This window comes from Streptomyces sp. NBC_00568 (assembly GCF_026341855.1).
GTDB lineage: Bacteria > Actinomycetota > Actinomycetes > Streptomycetales > Streptomycetaceae > Streptomyces.
Window position 1 is genome coordinate 23979 of record NZ_JAPENW010000003.1, and the last position, 17006, is coordinate 40984.

Sequence of the window (17006 nt, forward strand, 5' to 3'; positions counted from 1 at the left end):
GTGCTCCCGTTCACTCACGGGTCAAGGCCCTGGCTTGCGTGTCTGGGACTTGGGGCGCTGCTCTGGGTGGGGGGCCGACGGTCGTCGATCGGTCTTCTCTTATCCCCATTACTCGATGGACCGACAAACCGTTCAAGTCTGTCGAACGTGCGTCATGGGGTCGCGTAGCGGGGCTACTCGTCAGGAGCGCAGCGCGGACACGGCGTGAGGGTTCGAAGGTGCACAGGTCGAGGACGCTGGGAGCGGAGCCGGTCGAGGCGGCAAAGATGGGTGGCGACACAGGTGTCGCCGATTCCGAGCGGACCGTGGACGGGAGTCGGGCGGAGTCGCGGTATTGCGGGTGGTACCGCTGGCGGGTGAGGTGGTCGTTTCTGCACCGCGTTGCGGACCAGTTCAAGGCCAGCACCGTCACCGGCATCATGACCGTCCGCACGACACGGGCCGCAGCGGCGCTTGCATCTGGCCTACACCGACCTGCCCCACCCCACCGGCAGCGGAGGACCTCGTGTGTCACTACGGCCCTTTAGGCTGGAATCTGATGCGCCCGTGGGGCGGCAGAACGGTCAGAGGGCGGCAGTGACAGCGAACAACAGCAGGGCCCACAACTGGCAGAGCATCCGGGAATGGGACGGAAGCCAGCATCGTGCCTTTGAAGAACTGTGCTTCCAGCTCCGCACGCCGGCGCCTCCGGGCTGGGAGACGATCAAGACCGCTGCTCCGGACGGCGGCGTCGAATGGTACGACCAGGCCCCCGACGGCAGCGCCGCGCACGGCTACCAGGTCAAGTTCGTCCACAGCATCGAAGACTTGATCCCTCAGGCAAAGAAGAGCGCCGCGACGGTGGGCGAGAACATCGCGAACAGGAAGATCGTCCGACTTGAGTTCCTGACGCCCTTCGACCTTTCCGACCCCACCCCTGTCACCCCGCGTGGAAGGCCACGCACCGGCGCAAGGGAGCGGTGGAACAAAAACGTCGCCACGTGGAAGGAGAAGCTGCCCGGTCTCGCCGACGTCGACATCTGCTACGTCGGTGGTGGTGAGCTGCTGGAACGGCTGACCCGGCCTGGAAATGAGGGACGTCAGTGGTTCTTCTTCGAAAGGCGCGCGCTGGGCAGCGAGTGGTTCCGGGAACAGGTCACGCTCGCTGAGCGTCTGGCCGAGTCGCGGTACACACCCGAGCATCATGTGGCATTGCCGCTTGCTCAGGTGGCGGATGCGTGCGCCCTGCCGCAGGAATTCTTGCGCCAGGGCGTCCAGCGGGCCCGGGATCTGCGGGCCGCCGTTGAGACTTTCCTCGTCGAGATGACGTCGTGGCATAGCCGCTATCCCGCGCCGGACAGCTGCCCGACGCACCAGGCGCTGTCGCAGTGGGTGCTCTCGTGGACGCTTCCGTTGCGGGAGGGCGTGCAGACTTTGGTCCAAGACCTGTCCGCGGTATCGGCGACGTCCGGTTTCCCGGCCGAGCAGGCGGCTGCTGTGGCTGGGGACATGCTGGAGCGGCTGGGTGAATTCAGGAACCTGGTCGATCGGTTCGCCGGGGAACTGCCCGAAAACGCCGAGGTTTCTGCAGCACCTGTGCCGCAGCCGGGCAGGGGTGGCCCGGTGACGGCATCGCAGAGCGTGGCGGCGTTGTGCGAGGGTGCTCTGTCTCGTGCCCGCAGAGCCTGTGAGCGGGTGGAGGACCTGATGCAGGGCGTGGCTGCGAAGGCAGCGCAGGAGCGAGCGTGGCTGCTGCTGGGGGAAGCCGGGCAGGGCAAGACGCACTTGTTGGTCGACGCCGCGCGAAGGGCCGTGGACGATGGCAGGCCGGCGCTGGTGGTGTTCGGGCAGGAGCTCAGCGGGCACAACACGTTGAGTGAGATCGCGCAGAAACGCGGGCTGGGCCCCCTTCCCGAGCGGGACTTCCTTCAGGCGATGGACGCCGCTGGCGCGGCCAGCGGCTGCCGCTTCCTGTTGATCATTGACGCCCTCAACGACTCCGACGATGCCGGGAACTGGAAGAGTGAGCTGCTCGCTCTTCAGGGGCATCTGGCCGGCTACCGGCACATCGCTTTGGTGGTGTCCTGCCGCTCGACCTTCAGGTCTTTGGTGGTACCTGATCGATTCGATGGGCCGGCTTCGGTGCATTCCGGCTTCGCCGGACGGGAGATGGAAGGTCTCGAGAGCTACCTTCGGGGCAATCCGGCTGCTCTTCCTAACACTCCCCTGCTTGCCTCGGTCTTCACCAATCCGCTGTTCGTGAAGTTGTATGCGGACAGTCTGAGCAAGAGCCAGGAGCGGGGCGCGGCTGGCTCGGGCGGCCATCCGCGTGACCGCAGCGCGGTGTTCGATGCCTATGTGGATCATCGGGCAGAGACAATCTGCAGCCGTCTTGGGCTGGATCCTCTCGATCGGCCCGTGCACCGTGCGGTGGACGCCCTTGCCTCACGCATGGCCGCCGCGCGGCTTTCCGTGCTTCCGCGTGATGAAGCCCGTGCCCTTGTCGACGCCTACGCTCCAGCGGCCACGGCGTGGCCGGACACCATGCTCGGTCAAGTCCTCGCTCAGGGCATCGTGTCCAACGAGCGGACCTACAAGGCCGCGGAAGGCATCGGCATCGGTTTCCCGTACCAGGCGTTCGGCGACGACCGCGTCGTGCGGTCCGTCTTCGCTGCCCACCAGGACGAGATCGACTCGCTGCGTGAGGGCCGACCGCTGGACGCCGACTCCCCTTTGCGGAGCTGGCTGCGCGGGGCCGCCCCGAACTATCAGGAAGCCGCATCGATTCTCCTGCCCGAGCAGGCCGGCACAGAACTCATCGACCTGCTGGCGTGCCCTCCCCTGCCGGCCACGGGCACCGCCGGGCCCGGCCGCCGCGCGGACACGCAGGGCTACCGGCTGGCCCGGAGCTTCTTGGAAACGCTTCCTCTGCGCAGCACACGAAGCGTCAACGAACGCACCATCGCGCTCCTCAACGAGACGGCCGCCCGTCACGGACGCACTGCCGACGTACTGGAGGCCGTTTTGGCGGTCACCGCGGAGCCGGGACATCTGCTGAACGCCGACCGTCTCCACCGAGTGCTGGTGCGAAGGCCGCGGCCCGAACGCGACGCGTGGTGGGGCGTCGAGACCTACGCGATGCTGTGGGACGTCACGGCGCTGCACCGGCTGCTGCGCTGGGCCGAGCAGTACCCAACCCCGCATGCTCTGCACCCGGCGTCCCGTCCGGGTCGGCTGCGACTCGGGGACCGCACGCGCTGGCCTGTGACAGCGCGTGGCGCCACCGATAAGGAAGTCGTCCGGTTGGCGGCGACGACGCTGGTGTGGACCCTCACGTCTTCCAACCGGTTCCTGCGGGACCGGGCGACCAAAGCCCTCGTGCAATTGCTCCTGGGCCACGGGGACGTTCTGGTGTCCCTCCTGGACAGATTCCTGCACGAGGACGTCGAGAAGGTCGCCGATCCCTACCTCTTCGAGCGCCTGGTGTGGGTCGCCTACGGGGTGGTGGCCCGGCGCGGCATGGGCGAGGAGCAGCACGACCTCCTCGGACAGGTCGCGCGGCGGCTCCTCGAGTACCTCTACGGTGACATCGCCTCGCCTGCACACGCCTCACGGAACGCGCTGCTGTGCGACGCGGCCACCCGCATCGTGACCATGGCGCACGGCACTGGGGCCATCACCGGCGACGAAGCAGGCGCGGTCAGGCATCCGCACGCCTGTCCCGAGGTCGGGCAGGCTCCTGCGAAGGAGGATCTCGACGTCCTCTTCCCCCGGCGGGAGCAGAACGAGTCACTGTGGGGATCGGTTCGCTCGTCCCTGTCATCACTGGGAGACTTCGCGGACTACGAGGTCCGGCCGGCCGTCCACCACTTCAGCATGTTGCCGCTCGCGTCCGAATATCCCCAGCGGCCATCGTGGCAACGCCGCAATGATCCTGTCGTGGTGGACCCGGCCCGCATCCCGGCCTTCGCGGAAAGTCTCCCGGAGTCCGTCCGGCCAGTTCTGAGCACGCCGGCCGCCGTCGAGCAGCTCCTCACCGGGTGGAAGGCGAGGCAAGTCCTCGACCAGGACCAGTACGCGCTGCTGCAGGACTGCCGGGTGCCGCCGACCATGGACGAACGCCTCGCCGATGCCCAAGTGGACGCGGAGTGGGCCGCCAGGTGGGTGCTCGCCCGTGTCGCCAGCTTGGGCTGGTCGCCCGAACTCTTCGCAGAATTCGACAATTCCCAGGGACGCTTGTCCGGCTCCCGCCAGTCCCACAAGGGCGAACGGATCGGCAAGAAGTACCAGTGGATGGCTCTCCACGAATTGATGGAGCGGCTGGCGAACCACCGACACCCCCATCGGACCGGTGAGCACGACCCGGCCGAATACCCGGGAGCAGCACGACTGTCGTTGCTCGACATCGATCCTTCCCTTCCCCCGGCCCGGCACCCGTTCGCCGGTGCTGACGACGAAATCGGGAACACCGAAGCCGACAACGCCACCTTTGCGCCCGCCGACCCTTCGCATCCTCTGGCACCGCCCGTCCCGGCGCTACCTGACGCAGACGGCATCGACGAGTGGATCAGCCATCGTGGCAGCCTGCCCGACCTCGATGAACTGGGTGTACGAACCGACAGCCAGGGCAAGGAATGGGTCGTGCTCTACGAACAGGCCACCGATGACCACGACGGCCGCGGATGGAGCGCCACCCACGGACAAGCTCAGCAGTGGCACCGCATCCACAGCTGGATCGTGTCCGACGATCAGTTCACCAGTCTGCTCACCTGGCTTGAAGGCCGTGCCCTCACGCACCGGATGATGCCCGACGGTCCCGACCGCCATAGTCTCCTCTTCGCCGACTTCCCCACCGTGCCCGGTCCATGGACCGACCCCGAACCGGACTCCTGGCACGTCAGCACATTCGAGCATGAAGAGTATGAAACCGCTCAGGACTACCCCGATGCCTCGGACGATGACGACGACCTGGCCTCGCCAGAGACAGCCCCTGGACCGGCTGCCGACACCGAGACCGTCAACGCTCTCGCCAGGTGGCGGAAGAAGAGGGAAAAGAGGCAGGCCGAGTCGCTCGTCGACCTCGCAGAGCAGTGGGCAGATGGACCGGCCGACGGCAAGGACGACTGGCTCGAACGCGCCCTCGCCGCACAGCCGCAGGGCCGGATCGACCGCGCTACGGACCCCGCCGGACAACCCGTCACAGCCATCCCGACTGATCAGACTTACAGCTGGAGTGGGCAGAGCTCCGACTGCTCCCTCGACGCGCCCGTCTCCGTGACGCTGCTCAATGACCCACTCCTGAGAGACAGCGGACTGCGACGCGACCCTGACCGCCCCTGCTGGTACGACGCCGACGGGCACCTCCAGGTGCAGTACCTGACGTGGGACCGTCCAAGCGGCACGGCCCACAGCCTCCTCGCCTCCAGAGAATGGCTCGACCAGCAACTCCAGCGCATCGGCCACTGCCTGATCCAGGGAATGCTCGGCGAACGACAGACCGTGGCCGCCGAACACCCCTTCACCTGGCGAGAATTCAGCCAGAGCGCAGGCCACACCGCGCAGGGGCGGCGGACCTCGGGAACAACCGTCACCGCACTGCGGAGAAGCCTCCGATAACCGTCAGCACTGCACGGGAAGGCTCTTCACACAGCTTCAACTGCCTACGGGCAGCTTCCTGGCGGCAAGATCACTTCGTTGTGACCCCACCCGATCATCCAAAGCGCGGCGGCAGCGGCCGGATTCATGAGCCGCGGCTCAGGAATGCTTGCCCAGAGTGGGCAGCCCGGCCGAGGCGGCCCGCACGCTCCGACCGCGACGGGCGGCGAGGCCGTCCCTGAGCATCCGGCAGGCCCGGGCGCGCCACGGCTGCGTCTCTCTCCCCACGGTGCACCTCGGCGACACGCAGCACGGCACCTCGGGTCCGGGCGCCCAGTACTTCGCGGCCCGAGGTATCTGACCTGTGGTTCGGAAAGCTCAGGCCGAATCCGGTCGTGTTCAGCCAGGCTGGGGAGACAGAATCGCTGCCATGTCAGAAACCTCCTGGGTCGCCCTAGGCTCGATCGGCACCATCTTGGCATTCGGCGTCGTCGCATGGCAGGGATACCTCACCCGCCAATCGCTCAAGGTCAGCCAGCTCATGACCGTCGACGCCATCCGCAGCCGACTCGACTCCCAGGCCCCGAAAGTCACCCTCAAGCTCAGCCCCCCTCCGTGGGAGCCGCTCGCGGCAACCAGCATGGGGATGCCGATCAATCCCTGGCCGACAGGACACACCTGGCACTTCCCTGCAGAGCAGGAGGGCTCCAACCGCCTCGTCCTGCAGCAGATCCTGGTCCTGGAGAACCTCAGCGACCGGCGCGTGCAGGCCCGATTCGACGGAGACCTGGTCGTGGCCGATGCGGACCGGCGGCCCGCTGCCGCCGGCGTCATCCTCCTGGAGCCTGACGAGGTGAGCCGGGACGTTTACCTGCAGCGCGAGTTCACCATCAAGGAGCTCTCGGAGAACTACGCAGCGAAGCAGGCCGGCCAGGAGCTGGCGCACAGGGTGGTCGGTACGGTGACCGTGGAGGACGACCGGGACAACGGCTGCACAGACCGCTGGGACCTGTTGCTGACCGGCTGCCCGGTCGAACCGGTACCGGACCGGGAGGGCCTGTGGATGATCGCGCCCTTCCACCTGACTGAAGGCTCCGGACTGCGCGCCCTGGAATACAACCTGCTGCCGCCGCGTCAACGCATCCACTGGATCTCACGGACAAGGGGGATCCAGCTTCCCTCTCCGGAAGCCACATGATCCCGGGAGATGAGTGGGAGTGAATCTCGACGGCCTCGCGTCCTCAACTCAGTTCCGCAATAACGGAATTACTTTTGAAGAGTTCCGCTCGAATCCAGTGATCGCCTCACTCCATTGGCCAGACGATGTCCTCGAACAGTTCCTCTACGACCACGGCGACTACGGACACTTCGTGCGCGACTACAAGAGCGTCGACTTGCGCCGGGTCGTATGGGGGATTGAAGAGATCAGCTCAGAAGAACTGAGCAAGATGCCGACCGGCGCATCCGAGACCGGCTGCATCGAGGAGTACGCCGCCAACCCGGATCACTGGCTAAGCGTCCGCCGCCCGGAGATCACCCGGCACTGGGAAACGCGCGGAACCTGGATGCGCCCGCCCATCCTGATCGACCGCCGGCTGCTCGACCCGCCAGCGAGCGGCTTGCAGGTACTGGAGGGCAGGACACGCGTCGGCATCATCAGAGGCCGCCGCAACCAACGATCGCTTGTCGCCCCCCTTCACCAGGCCTGGGTCGGACGCTCGCCAGGCTGACAGGCCCAGGAGCTGTCCGGGCTCATGCGTCCCATTAGAGTGGCCCGGCGGACGGACGGAGTGAGTGCTGTGGAGATGAGTCGTGCGGAAGCCATCGCACTCGTGCAGCTGATCATGCAGGCGGACTACGACTCGGACGACGAGCTGGACGGCTGGCTGGACAGGCTTGGCAGAGCCCTGGCATGCCCGTCCGGTCATGTGAGCGACTTGATCTTCTGGCCGCCGGAGCGAGAGCTGTCGGCTGATGAGGTAGTCGATCAGGCTCTGGCATATCGGCCCGTCGCGTTGTGAGGTCGGGATTCAACTCCGAAGCCAGGCAAGCAGAGCCGCGGTGGCTGCAGTGCCGAGGAAGACGTAGCCGCGCCTGTCATAGCGAGTGGCCACGGCCCGGGACTGCTGCAGCGAGTTGATCGCTCGCTCGACGGTGTTGCGCTTCTTGTACCGCGCCTGGTCGAAGCCGGGTGGCCGTCCACCGCGGGAGCGTTTACGCAGGCGGACGGCCTGACCGTCGGCCTTCTCCATAGCCGCATCCCGGCACGGCAAGCTCAGCGCGGAGCAGCTGGACGCGTTGCGGAAGCTCGGCTTGAGCAGCACAGGATCTGATCAAGGGGTGTTGCATCTAGTTACACACAGCTACGCTGACGGATCTGTGCGCAAGGGGGGTTCATGCGGTTTGAGCAGCGGATGTATGCACACGTCAAGTTCCTCGAGTTGATGGCGGAGCTCTACGAGAACGAGTTCGAGGACTTCTTCCATCGGCTGATGTGTTTGCGCTATCCAGACTTCCTCGACGTGCGCACGGCTGGCAGTCTGGGTGACAGGTCGGCCGATGGCCTCAGCCTGCATTCGCGAAAGCTGTACGCCTGCTACGCACCGCAGACCGTGAAGCCGGACAAGATCCGCAAGAAGTTCGACGGAGACCTCTCTGGAGCGGTCTCCAAGCGAAATGGCGAATTCGACATCTTTGTCTTCGTTCACAACGACAGGCGGGGTGTGCATCCGGAAGTGACATCTCTGCTGGCAAGCGCGCGGGACAGCATGCCTTCGCTGCGATTCGAGCAGATGGGCACCCGGCGGCTGTGGCACGAGTGCATGCAGCTTGATCAGATGGCGGCCGAGGACGTCCTCCGCTGCGAGATCCCCATCAAGGACACGACTTTCGGCATCGGGATGGAGGACCTGGCCCCGTTGCTGAAGCAGCTGCAGGACATCCGCACCGAGTCCAACCCTCTGATGTCCCTGCCTGACGTGCCAGTGGGGAAGCTGGACTTCAACCGGATCGAAGGAGGAGACCGGGAGGACCTCCTGCGGGGCATGCGTCAGAGCTACCTAATAGACGCGTTCTACGCCGGCACCAGAAGCGAGCTGGAGCACGACGAGGTGGCGGAGGGCTTCCGCCTGTACTACCAGCAGGTGCGTCGCGACTACAGCGACGCCGACGACGTCCTTTGGCAGCTCAAGATGTACTTCCTGGGGAACGCCCAGCCGCGACCGAAGGTGCTGCGCGCCGCCCTTGTTGTCCTGGCGCACTTCTTCGAGCGATGCGACATCTTCGAGACGCCGCCCGCCGGCTGGCAGCCGGGCATCGGGTTGACCGCATGATCACTCCGACGAAGGGGCTCGCTCCTGACCGCTGCCTGCTCGCTGTCGGCGCGCAGGTTCTCCTCCAGCTCGATGAACCGCGGACCGTCAGTCAGGCGTGGGCGAGGCTGAAGAGCTGGCGCGCTGATCATGCCCATACCTCGCCGGTATCGTTCGAGTGGTTCGTTCTGGCCCTGGACATCCTCTTCGCCATGGGTGCGGTGGAGCTGGCCCAGGACGTTCTCGTCGCAAGGAGTAGGGATGCTGCGCCGTCTGAGCGCTGACGACGCGCGGTTCAAAACGGTGGAGTTCTCGCCGGGGCTGAACCTGCTGGTCGCGGACACCACCTCGTCGTCGGCCGAGACCGACAGCCGGAACAGTGCCGGCAAGTCGAGCGTGATCGAACTCGTTCACTTCCTGCTGGGAGGCCAATCCTCCAAGTCGCTGGCCACGAACAGGGCCCTGCGCCACATCACCTTCAGCCTGGCTATGGACTGGCCAGGACAGGACAGTCCGCTTGAGGTACGACGGCGCGGAGACAGTCCCAAGGTCGTGTCGCTGAGCCGGGATGTATCCGGCGTGGCGGCCGACACTCTCTTCTTCGACGACCAGGACGTCGAGCTGTCTGTTGATCAGTGGAATCGCGTCATCGAGCGTGAACTCTTCGGGCTGCAGGGCGACCATCCCGGGGTGAGCGGTCGGACGCTCCTGTCGTTCCTCATCCGCCGGGTCTCCGCTCACGGCTTCAACGAGCCGACCCGGACGTTCTCCCGGCAGCCCGCTGCGGAGGCGTCGTCGAACCTGGCCTACCTCCTGGGGCTCGACTGGCAACTGGTCAACGGGTACCGCGAGCTCAATGCCCGCAAGGCGACCAGAGACCAGCTGAGGAAGGCCGTCAACGATCCCGTATGGGGACGGATCGTGGGGTCCACGGCCGATCTGCGGGGCCAGATCACTCTTGCCGAGGCACAGGTCGAACGGCTGCGGGCGCAGGTCGCCGCCTTCCAGGTGGTGCCTGAGTACGAGCGCCTCAAAGAGCGCGCAGACCAGGTAAGCCGCCGGATCAAGCAGCTCGCCCAGGACGACGTGATCGACCAGCACAACCTTGAAGAACTCCGGGGCGCGGTCACCGAGACCACCGACGTCGAGGTGTCCTACCTCGAACCGGCCTACCGCGAGCTCGGGGTCATCCTCAATGACCAGGTCCGGCGTCGCTTCGAGGACGTCAAGGCGTTCCACCACTCCGTCGTACGCAACCGGCGCAGGTTCCTGGAGGAGGAGATCCAGGAACTCACCGAACGCCTGGCCGCCCGGCGTCAGGAACGTGCCGACCTGGGCGAGGACCAGGCCCGCCTCCTGCGCGAGCTGGCGGACGGTGGAGCGCTGGAAGCGCTGACCGCTCTACAGACGGCCCTGGGCCGAGAAGAGGCCGCTCTCGGTGCCCTTCGCCACCGCTTCGACGCAGCGCAGGCCCTTGAAGCCAGCGCCCGGCAGATCACCGCCAAGAGCGTTGAACTGCAACAGGCCGTCGACCTCGACCTCCGAGAACGCCGGCAGCAGACAGGCGAGGCGATCCTGCTGTTCTCCCAGTACGCCCAGCGCCTGTACGGCGAGGGCCGCGAAGCCTACCTCGCGATCGAGGCCGGCCGCAGCAGCCTGAGCATCACGCCCCGGATCGACGCCGACGACAGCCGCGGCATCAACAACATGGTCATCTTCTGCTTCGACCTCACCCTGGCCGTCCTCGCACACCGCCACGAGCGCGGCCCTGACTTCCTCATCCACGACAGCCACCTCTACGACGGCGTCGACGAACGACAGGTCGCACGAGCCCTCGCACTCGCAGCCGAAGTGACAGACCAAGAGCGCATGCAATACATCGTCACCCTCAACACCGACACCCTCAGCACCGCAGCCCAACGAGGATTCAACCCCGAACGACACATCCGCAGCCCCCGCCTCACCGACGACGAAGAGGGCGGCCTCTTCGGCTTCCGCTTCAAAGCCGCAGGCAAGGCATAGCGCCTAGTCGTCGCGTACGGCGGCTTCTGGATCCAGTCGCGCTGACAGCGGACAGCGGGGCCGGGCAGGGTGATCCTGTCTAGCCTCGCTGTCGTCGGGTCAGCCGAAGTCGAGCGCCTCCTGTGCGAAGTCGGCCGGGACCGGGCGGGGCGGGGACGGTAGTGCCCCATCCTGACGTGCGGCCTGCCAGCGCTCGGTCAGCTCGTCCTTCCACCCGTTGGGCGGGGGCCACGGGACACCCCAGGCGGCGAGCTGGTCGCGCTTCCAACCGCCGGCGGGCGTGCGGGCGGCTTCGATCTCTTCGGGCGAAGGCAGGTCGGGCATGTCTAGCAGCCTCCCATGAGAAGCAAGACGCGGCGGGTTGGGGCAGGCTCCTCGCCAGTTTCTCTCCTATGGAGCGCCTTCCAGGTACTGCTGGACACGGCGGCGGGCCGTCTGCACTGGGTTTCCGCCGTCTTCGCCTTGCAAGATCCAAGTCCGGGAGAGGTAGTAGTCGGGATGGCGGATGGTGGTGAGCGTCCTGCCGTCTGGCTGAAGACGATGCTCGGTAAAGCCATCCAGGGCACCGGCTGCGACGGGTGTGCGGGTCCACGGATTATGCAGTACGTGGAAGCCCTCGCTGAAAGTCTCGTGGTCCTGTGGCCCGTAGTCACCGATGACATAGCCGAAAGGCACGGCCACGGACGCATTCGGGTCAGGGTCGTACGCAAGACCGACGCGGGCCATGGCCACGTCTTCCGGTCCGTAGCCGCGTTCGGTTCCCATGCGGGAGAACTTCGACACGGTGGCGCTGTTGGTGAAGATCACGGCGGCCAGGTGCTCGGATTCGGGCTGGGCGAACAGACCGCTCGGGATGCTCTTGTGCTTGTACCGGTGTTCTATGACGACTTGGGAGTTCAGCACGAGCGAGCCGCGGCTGTCGCGGGTGGGGATGTCCCGGATCCCGTAGAGGTAGGTCGCCAGGGAGCTGACGGTATGGATCAGGGCACTGGGGTTATGGAAGGACTGCACGGCGATCACGAAGGGGACGCCGTCGATGTGCGGCTTCTCCCAGTAGGCGTGGCCCTGCGCATCGCGGTGTTCGAGCTTGCGGCGCAGGGCTTTGCCGATCTGCATGGTGAACTCCGCCTGTGATTCCTCCATGTCGTCGGGGATGAGCCGGCGTACTGCAGCGGCAATGTCTTCGTCGTCGGCCGTCTCACCCTGGGGCGGGTTGGTGGTCGTCGCTTCGATGGCCACAGGAGTGTCGCCGGTCGTCAGGAAGTCTGGTGCGGGGCTGGAGCGGTCCAGTTCCTTGCCCTGTTCGCGCAAGGCGGCAAAGAGGGCAAGCTCGAAGACGCGAGCGGAGAAGCCTGCGGTCTGGAACTCGCGGACGAAGCTGTGGTCGACGTCGGGAAAGTCGGCAAACGTCTCGTCCATGAGGCGGCGCGCGGCAGTGTACGCGTGGGCTCCGCTGAAGTCGCGGAACTCGCGGCTGACCTTTTCCGGCGTCATCTTCCGGGCGAGGTCGAACAGGCTTCGGATCATCATCGGCCTCCAACACGCCGGTCAGGCAAGAGTGGGGGGAGCGGGTGCTGTCGGTATCGGCCAGCTGGGGGCGCAGCCGCACTGGTGGCATTGGACCAGCCAAGCGGAGCCGGGTGGAGCCTCGTGCGTCCCTGGGGCGTTACGGCAGTTCTTCCAGCCGGGCGAGCAGGCTGGCGGCGGTGGCGACGGCCGCGATGGCGTCGGCGCGAGTCCAGGTGAAGTTCTCGGTGGTGCCGAAGTCGTCGTGCGGTGCGCCGCTAAAGAGCGCGTAGGCGCTCTGGGTGAGCATCGCCCAGCGTTCCTCCTGGTCCCGTTCCCCGGCCTTCTTCTGCACCGCCTGGTCGTGGACCCTCCGGGTGTTGCAGGCCTCACGTACGGGATCGAGGGCCGCTCGGGCGAGGGCAACGGCGTGCTCGTACCGTCCGTCACGGATCGCGGTCTTCGCCTCGCGGATCCGTCGCGCGCCGGTGGCCCGGGCCTCCACGGTGGTGACCGGGATGAGGACGTCGACGAACGCGCCGGCATCGAGCTGGGTGAGGGCGTTGCTCCACGTCGCGTGCGGGATACGGACGATCTCCTGGTCCTGGGCGACAGGCCAATGCTTCGTCTCTGCCAGGGCAGTCAGGGAGAGTTCGGCGCGCAGGACCAGGTCGGCACCCGCGCGCAGCTTCTCCAGACCGCGCAGCTGCCGGTCCGTCACGGTCGTCTCCAGCGTGAGCTGCATCTTGAACGGCTTCAGCCCGACAGGGCCCTTCGGGACGTGGAGGCCGCCGATGTAGCTGGCAGGGTTGGGCATCTCGTGTACCCAGAGGTCGCCGGAGGCGAGGAAGGGCGCATCCACGGTGTAGTTGCCGCGGGCAGTCACCTCGAAGGTCAGGGCGAGACGGTGTACGTCCCAGCCCGGGGTGAAGGTCACGTTGTGCTGCGCCTGGACGTCGACACTGTAGTCGTTCATGCCGAACTGGAAATTCGCCATCGTTTCCTCGCCTGGTTGAGCCGTTGCCCGATGCTCGCAGGCCAAACGCCGGAAGGGCAGCGGTTTTCATAGGCTCACGGCGGCGTGAGCTGCCCATGACTGCGTCTACGCCGGGACGGGCCGCAGCGATGGTCAGGTCACGGTGCGCCGCCGCCCCGACTGCAAGATCGACCCGATCCAGCATGAGCAACCACAGGTCAGCGAAACCCGGAGACGGCCGCGCGATCTGAGACCTACTCTTTGCCGCATGACAGAGAGTGAGTCACTGCCTACCGTCAGCGCTTCCGGAGAAGTCGTCCGACGTGAGCCCCGCCAAACCGCGCTTGACGGCCTCCGAGACTTCCAGGACCTGATCCTGGCCCGCCTCGGTGACCTGGGACTGCCGACCGAGGACGTCCTGGTGACCCTCAACCAGCGGCATGCCCTGCTGCAGAGCACCGAGCATGCCCTGGCTGGCCTGGACGATGAGCAGCTTGCCCGCTCGGCATACATCGCCAAGATGATCATGGCTGGCTCCGTCGGGCTGTTCGACGCGGCGCTCAACTACCTCTGGGACGAAACGGTCATTGAGCTGCGGAAGCGCGTGATCGGCTACGACCTTTCGTACTTCTATGCCGTCGCGGAAAAGAGCGAGAACCGCCGCAAGGAGCTGAAGACAGCCGAAGACCTGATAAAGCTCGACGACGCGAAACTCCTCAACGGAGCCCGGGAGATCGGGCTCATCAGCGATGTCGGCTATCACCAGGTCGACCACATCCGGTTCATGCGCAACTACGCCAGCGCGGCGCACCCCAACCAGGTGGCACTGACCGGTCTTCAGCTCGCTGACTGGCTGGAGACATGCATCCGCGAGGTGATCACGCTTCCGCATAACAACGTCGTCGCCGAGATCAAGAAGCTCGTGGTCAACGTCCAGGCCGCGAAACTGGACAGCACCTACCTGGCGCAGACGGCCGTCTTCTTCAAGGAACTCCCGGCCGAGAAGGCCGACACCCTGGCCTACGGACTCTTCGGGGTCTACACCACCATCGGCACCGAGCCGCACACTCTCGACAACATCCGTGACCTCTGGCCGAAGCTCTGGCCTTACGTCTCCGAGGACGCCCGCTTTTGGGCCGGCACTCGACTCGCACGCTTCCTGGCCGATGCTGACCATGCGCAGGCCGTCCTCGCCCGCCAACTCATCGACCTTGCCCAGGGCGGCAGCTACCTCCCCGAGGCGGTCAAGGTCTCGGAGATGGCCGAAGCGCTCGACGAGCTCATGGACGTGCACCTCGCCCTGAACAACTTCTACAACGAACCGCGAGTAGCACGTCGCCTCGCCGAACTCGTGGGACAGCACGGGTCCGTCCCGGAAAACCTCGTCCGGCAGTACGTGAAGACGCTGGTCACGGTGTTCCTCACCAACGGCAACGGCGAAGTATTCGCGGCCGACCCGATCTACTTGGACCTGATCGGCCGGTTCGACCCGTATCAGGCGTCTCTCGCCCTCCGAGCATTCGCCTACCCTGAGATCTCAAGCCAGCTGCAGCGTCCCCTGTCCCGGACGAAATGGACCGAGCTCCTGAGCGTGATCGACGTCAAGATCACTGGTCGGCCCGAGCGGGAACTCCTCGAGGCTGTCCGCGAGTTCCCGGGCACCCCGGACAAGCTACGCCTCGACTCCGGCATCAGGCGCTACCTCGACGCATTGCCACGCTGATCTCACGCGTGATCCATTTCAGAGCCTGGTCACTCAGCGCGGCTGGGCTCGCGTCGTGCGGCGGCGCGGCTGTACCGCAGCGGCCGCGCCGCCCGGGCCGCCTGCTGGCAGCGCAGGAGTCGCCAGCAGGCGGCCGACGTAGCAGGGGCGCAGGCTGATGGGGTGGAGTGGCCCGTAGATGTCGCCCTGCCCCGCCCAGTGACGCAGCTTCCGACGCGACCATGGGCCTATGAGATCAAGGTCGATGGTTCTCCAGACACCTCGTGATGTCTCATTCGGGTCCGCCCGCAGCGGCCGGGGAAGGGCGGCAAGTCGGGCTTCCAGGAAGAGGCGCGACGCGTGCCACTCAGCGGCAGCCCGGCACTGTCCAGGAGAGCACTGTGGTCACGGCTGCTGCTTTGTGCGGCCGGCTGAGGCTTGTTGGGCGTCCGCGCCGGAGCTGACGTGTCGTTGGGTCTCCTGGGGGCCGTGCCAGTCCAGGCACATCACGGTGGCATCGTCTTCGAGCCGGCCGCCGGCAGCGTCACGGACTGCGGACGTCAGCATCACCGCGGTCTCCCGCGGGTGCAGGCCCCGGGTGCGCTCCAGCAGGGCGGGCAGGTCGACCTGCTCCCCGTGCCGTTCGACCATGCCGTCGGTGAACATGAGCAGACGGTCACCATGGCGCAGATCGAGGTCCTGAACGCGGTAGGGGAGGGTCGCGAACTCGGACAGCCCGAAGGGATGGTCCACCTCGCAGTTGATCACCTCCACAGCGCCCTCGCGCATGCGCAGTGGCCAGGGGTGTCCCGCGTTGACGAGCTGGGCCCGCCCGGTGCGGAGATTGATGCGCAGCAGTTGCCCCGTGGCGTGCCCTTGGCCGTGCTCGACCAGGGCCTGGTCGGCGCGGTGGGCCTGTTCGGCCAGGTCGGCTCCGGCGCGGCGGGCGCCGCGCAGGGCACTCACCAGGACCGTGGCGGCGAGGGCGGCGTCGATGTCGTGGCCCATGGGATCGGTCACCGACACGTGCAGCGCGTCCCGGTCCAGGGTGTAGTCGAAGGTGTCGCCGCTGAGGTTTTCGGACGGCTCCAGGCTCCCGCACAGGGTGAACTGCGCGGCCTCGCACGACAGTGACAGGGGGAGCAGCTGGTACTGGATCTCTGCCGCGAGGGTGGGCGGCCTGGAGCGTTTCCCCCAGGTGTAGAAATCAGTGAAACGCCCGTTGGCGATCACGATATAGGCCAGGACATGGGCGGCTTCCCCGACCTCATCAAGGATGTCCTCGCCGGGGGCGGCAGGCAGGAGCAGTTCCAGCAGCCCGATCGCATCCCCCCGGTTGGTGACCGGCACGATCACCCGCTGACCCTGACCGGTCGCCTCCTGATACAGCCGCTGGGTACGGATCACCTCCTCGTAGACACTGCCGAACAAAGGGATCCGCTCCGCCTCCCGCCCGTCCTCCGCTGGGGCGGTCGACAGCCGCGCCACCGCCTTCCCCGTCAGGTCGACGATGAGGAATGAGACCTTCGTGGCCTCGAAACGCCGCCGCAGGTCCTCCGCGATCACGTCCACCGCCTCCACCGGCGCCGCTGTCTCCGCTGCCGTCAGCAACCGGGGAAGTCCACTCTGCCCAACACTCACGACCGCAGTTCCTTCCACCCGCCCCGCCTACCAGCAAGAGAATCACCACGGCGAGCGTCAAAACATGAAAAGTAACAATAAGTGCAGATCATTGCGTTATGTGTTCACGGAAGTGAGTTTGTTTCCTGGCGTCCACTCGCTGACGCGGCCGTCGCGAATGCTCCAGTCGCGAACTCGACGAAGGGGTGGCCGCCTCTGCCCCGCTGTTGGGCAGCACAGCCGAGACGCTCACAGGTGCCCCAGTCCATATCAAGGGGTCCATGGCTCATGAGAC

12 protein-coding genes and 1 pseudogene are annotated in these 17006 nt (G+C 66.3%); 8 read left to right on the forward strand and 5 right to left on the reverse strand.

Annotation, left to right across the window (positions count from 1 at the left end; translation table 11 throughout):
- Positions 1-576: 576 nt before the first annotated feature.
- The 4 genes from OOK38_RS34390 to OOK38_RS34405 all read left to right on the forward strand — a co-directional run bounded on the left by OOK38_RS34390 (position 577) and on the right by OOK38_RS34405 (position 7595).
- Positions 577-5595 (forward strand): hypothetical protein, encoded by a 5019-nt coding sequence (locus OOK38_RS34390; RefSeq protein ID WP_266850070.1) that lies wholly within the window; start codon positions 577-579, stop codon positions 5593-5595.
- 409 nt (positions 5596-6004) lie between these two features.
- A complete protein-coding gene (locus OOK38_RS34395; protein ID WP_266850072.1) occupies positions 6005-6772 on the forward strand; it encodes a hypothetical protein in 768 nt (255 codons plus the stop codon).
- A 19-nt stretch (positions 6773-6791) separates the two neighbouring features.
- The gene (locus tag OOK38_RS34400; RefSeq protein ID WP_266850073.1) at positions 6792-7304 is read left to right on the forward strand and encodes a hypothetical protein; all 513 of its coding nucleotides are present in this window, start codon (positions 6792-6794) and stop codon (positions 7302-7304) included.
- Positions 7305-7379: 75 nt separating this feature from the next.
- Positions 7380-7595, forward strand: coding sequence for an e9imm peptide (locus OOK38_RS34405; protein ID WP_266850094.1), 216 nt, complete (start codon positions 7380-7382; stop codon positions 7593-7595).
- A 9-nt stretch (positions 7596-7604) separates the two neighbouring features.
- Here OOK38_RS34405 and OOK38_RS34410 read toward each other — a convergent pair.
- A pseudogene (locus OOK38_RS34410) lies at positions 7605-7790 on the reverse strand (IS5/IS1182 family transposase); the annotation flags it as partial.
- Positions 7791-7970: 180 nt separating this feature from the next.
- Here OOK38_RS34410 and OOK38_RS34415 point away from each other — a divergent pair.
- The 3 genes from OOK38_RS34415 to OOK38_RS34425 are packed head-to-tail and all read left to right on the forward strand — an operon-like array spanning position 7971 to position 10907.
- Positions 7971-8906, forward strand: a complete 936-nt coding sequence (locus OOK38_RS34415) for an ABC-three component system protein (RefSeq protein ID WP_266850075.1) — start codon at positions 7971-7973, stop codon at positions 8904-8906.
- Entirely contained in the window at positions 8903-9169 is a 267-nt protein-coding gene (locus tag OOK38_RS34420; protein WP_266850077.1) for an ABC-three component system middle component 6, read from the forward strand. The genes OOK38_RS34415 and OOK38_RS34420 overlap by 4 nt, the downstream gene beginning before the upstream one ends.
- The gene (locus OOK38_RS34425; RefSeq protein WP_266850078.1) at positions 9147-10907 is read left to right on the forward strand and encodes an ABC-three component system protein; all 1761 of its coding nucleotides are present in this window, start codon (positions 9147-9149) and stop codon (positions 10905-10907) included. The genes OOK38_RS34420 and OOK38_RS34425 overlap by 23 nt, the downstream gene beginning before the upstream one ends.
- A gap of 99 nt (positions 10908-11006) precedes the next feature.
- Here OOK38_RS34425 and OOK38_RS34430 read toward each other — a convergent pair whose 3' ends face one another.
- From OOK38_RS34430 to OOK38_RS34440, 3 genes are all read right to left on the reverse strand, one after another.
- The gene (locus tag OOK38_RS34430; RefSeq protein ID WP_266850080.1) at positions 11007-11231 is read right to left on the reverse strand and encodes a hypothetical protein; all 225 of its coding nucleotides are present in this window, start codon (positions 11229-11231) and stop codon (positions 11007-11009) included.
- A 66-nt stretch (positions 11232-11297) separates the two neighbouring features.
- On the reverse strand, positions 11298-12437 hold the full coding sequence (locus tag OOK38_RS34435) for a hypothetical protein (protein WP_266850081.1): 1140 nt from the start codon (positions 12435-12437) through the stop codon (positions 11298-11300).
- Positions 12438-12573: 136 nt separating this feature from the next.
- Positions 12574-13410: a hypothetical protein gene (locus tag OOK38_RS34440; protein WP_266850082.1), complete on the reverse strand. Its 837-nt coding sequence runs from the start codon at positions 13408-13410 to the stop codon at positions 12574-12576.
- Positions 13411-13657: 247 nt separating this feature from the next.
- Here OOK38_RS34440 and OOK38_RS34445 point away from each other — a divergent pair, with 247 nt between their 5' ends.
- Positions 13658-15112 (forward strand): hypothetical protein, encoded by a 1455-nt coding sequence (locus tag OOK38_RS34445; protein WP_266850084.1) that lies wholly within the window; start codon positions 13658-13660, stop codon positions 15110-15112.
- Positions 15113-15496: 384 nt separating this feature from the next.
- Here the strand turns inward: OOK38_RS34445 and OOK38_RS34450 are convergent, their stop codons facing one another.
- A complete protein-coding gene (locus OOK38_RS34450) occupies positions 15497-16732 on the reverse strand; it encodes a PP2C family protein-serine/threonine phosphatase (protein WP_266850086.1) in 1236 nt (411 codons plus the stop codon).
- Between the last annotated feature and the right edge of the window lie 274 nt (positions 16733-17006).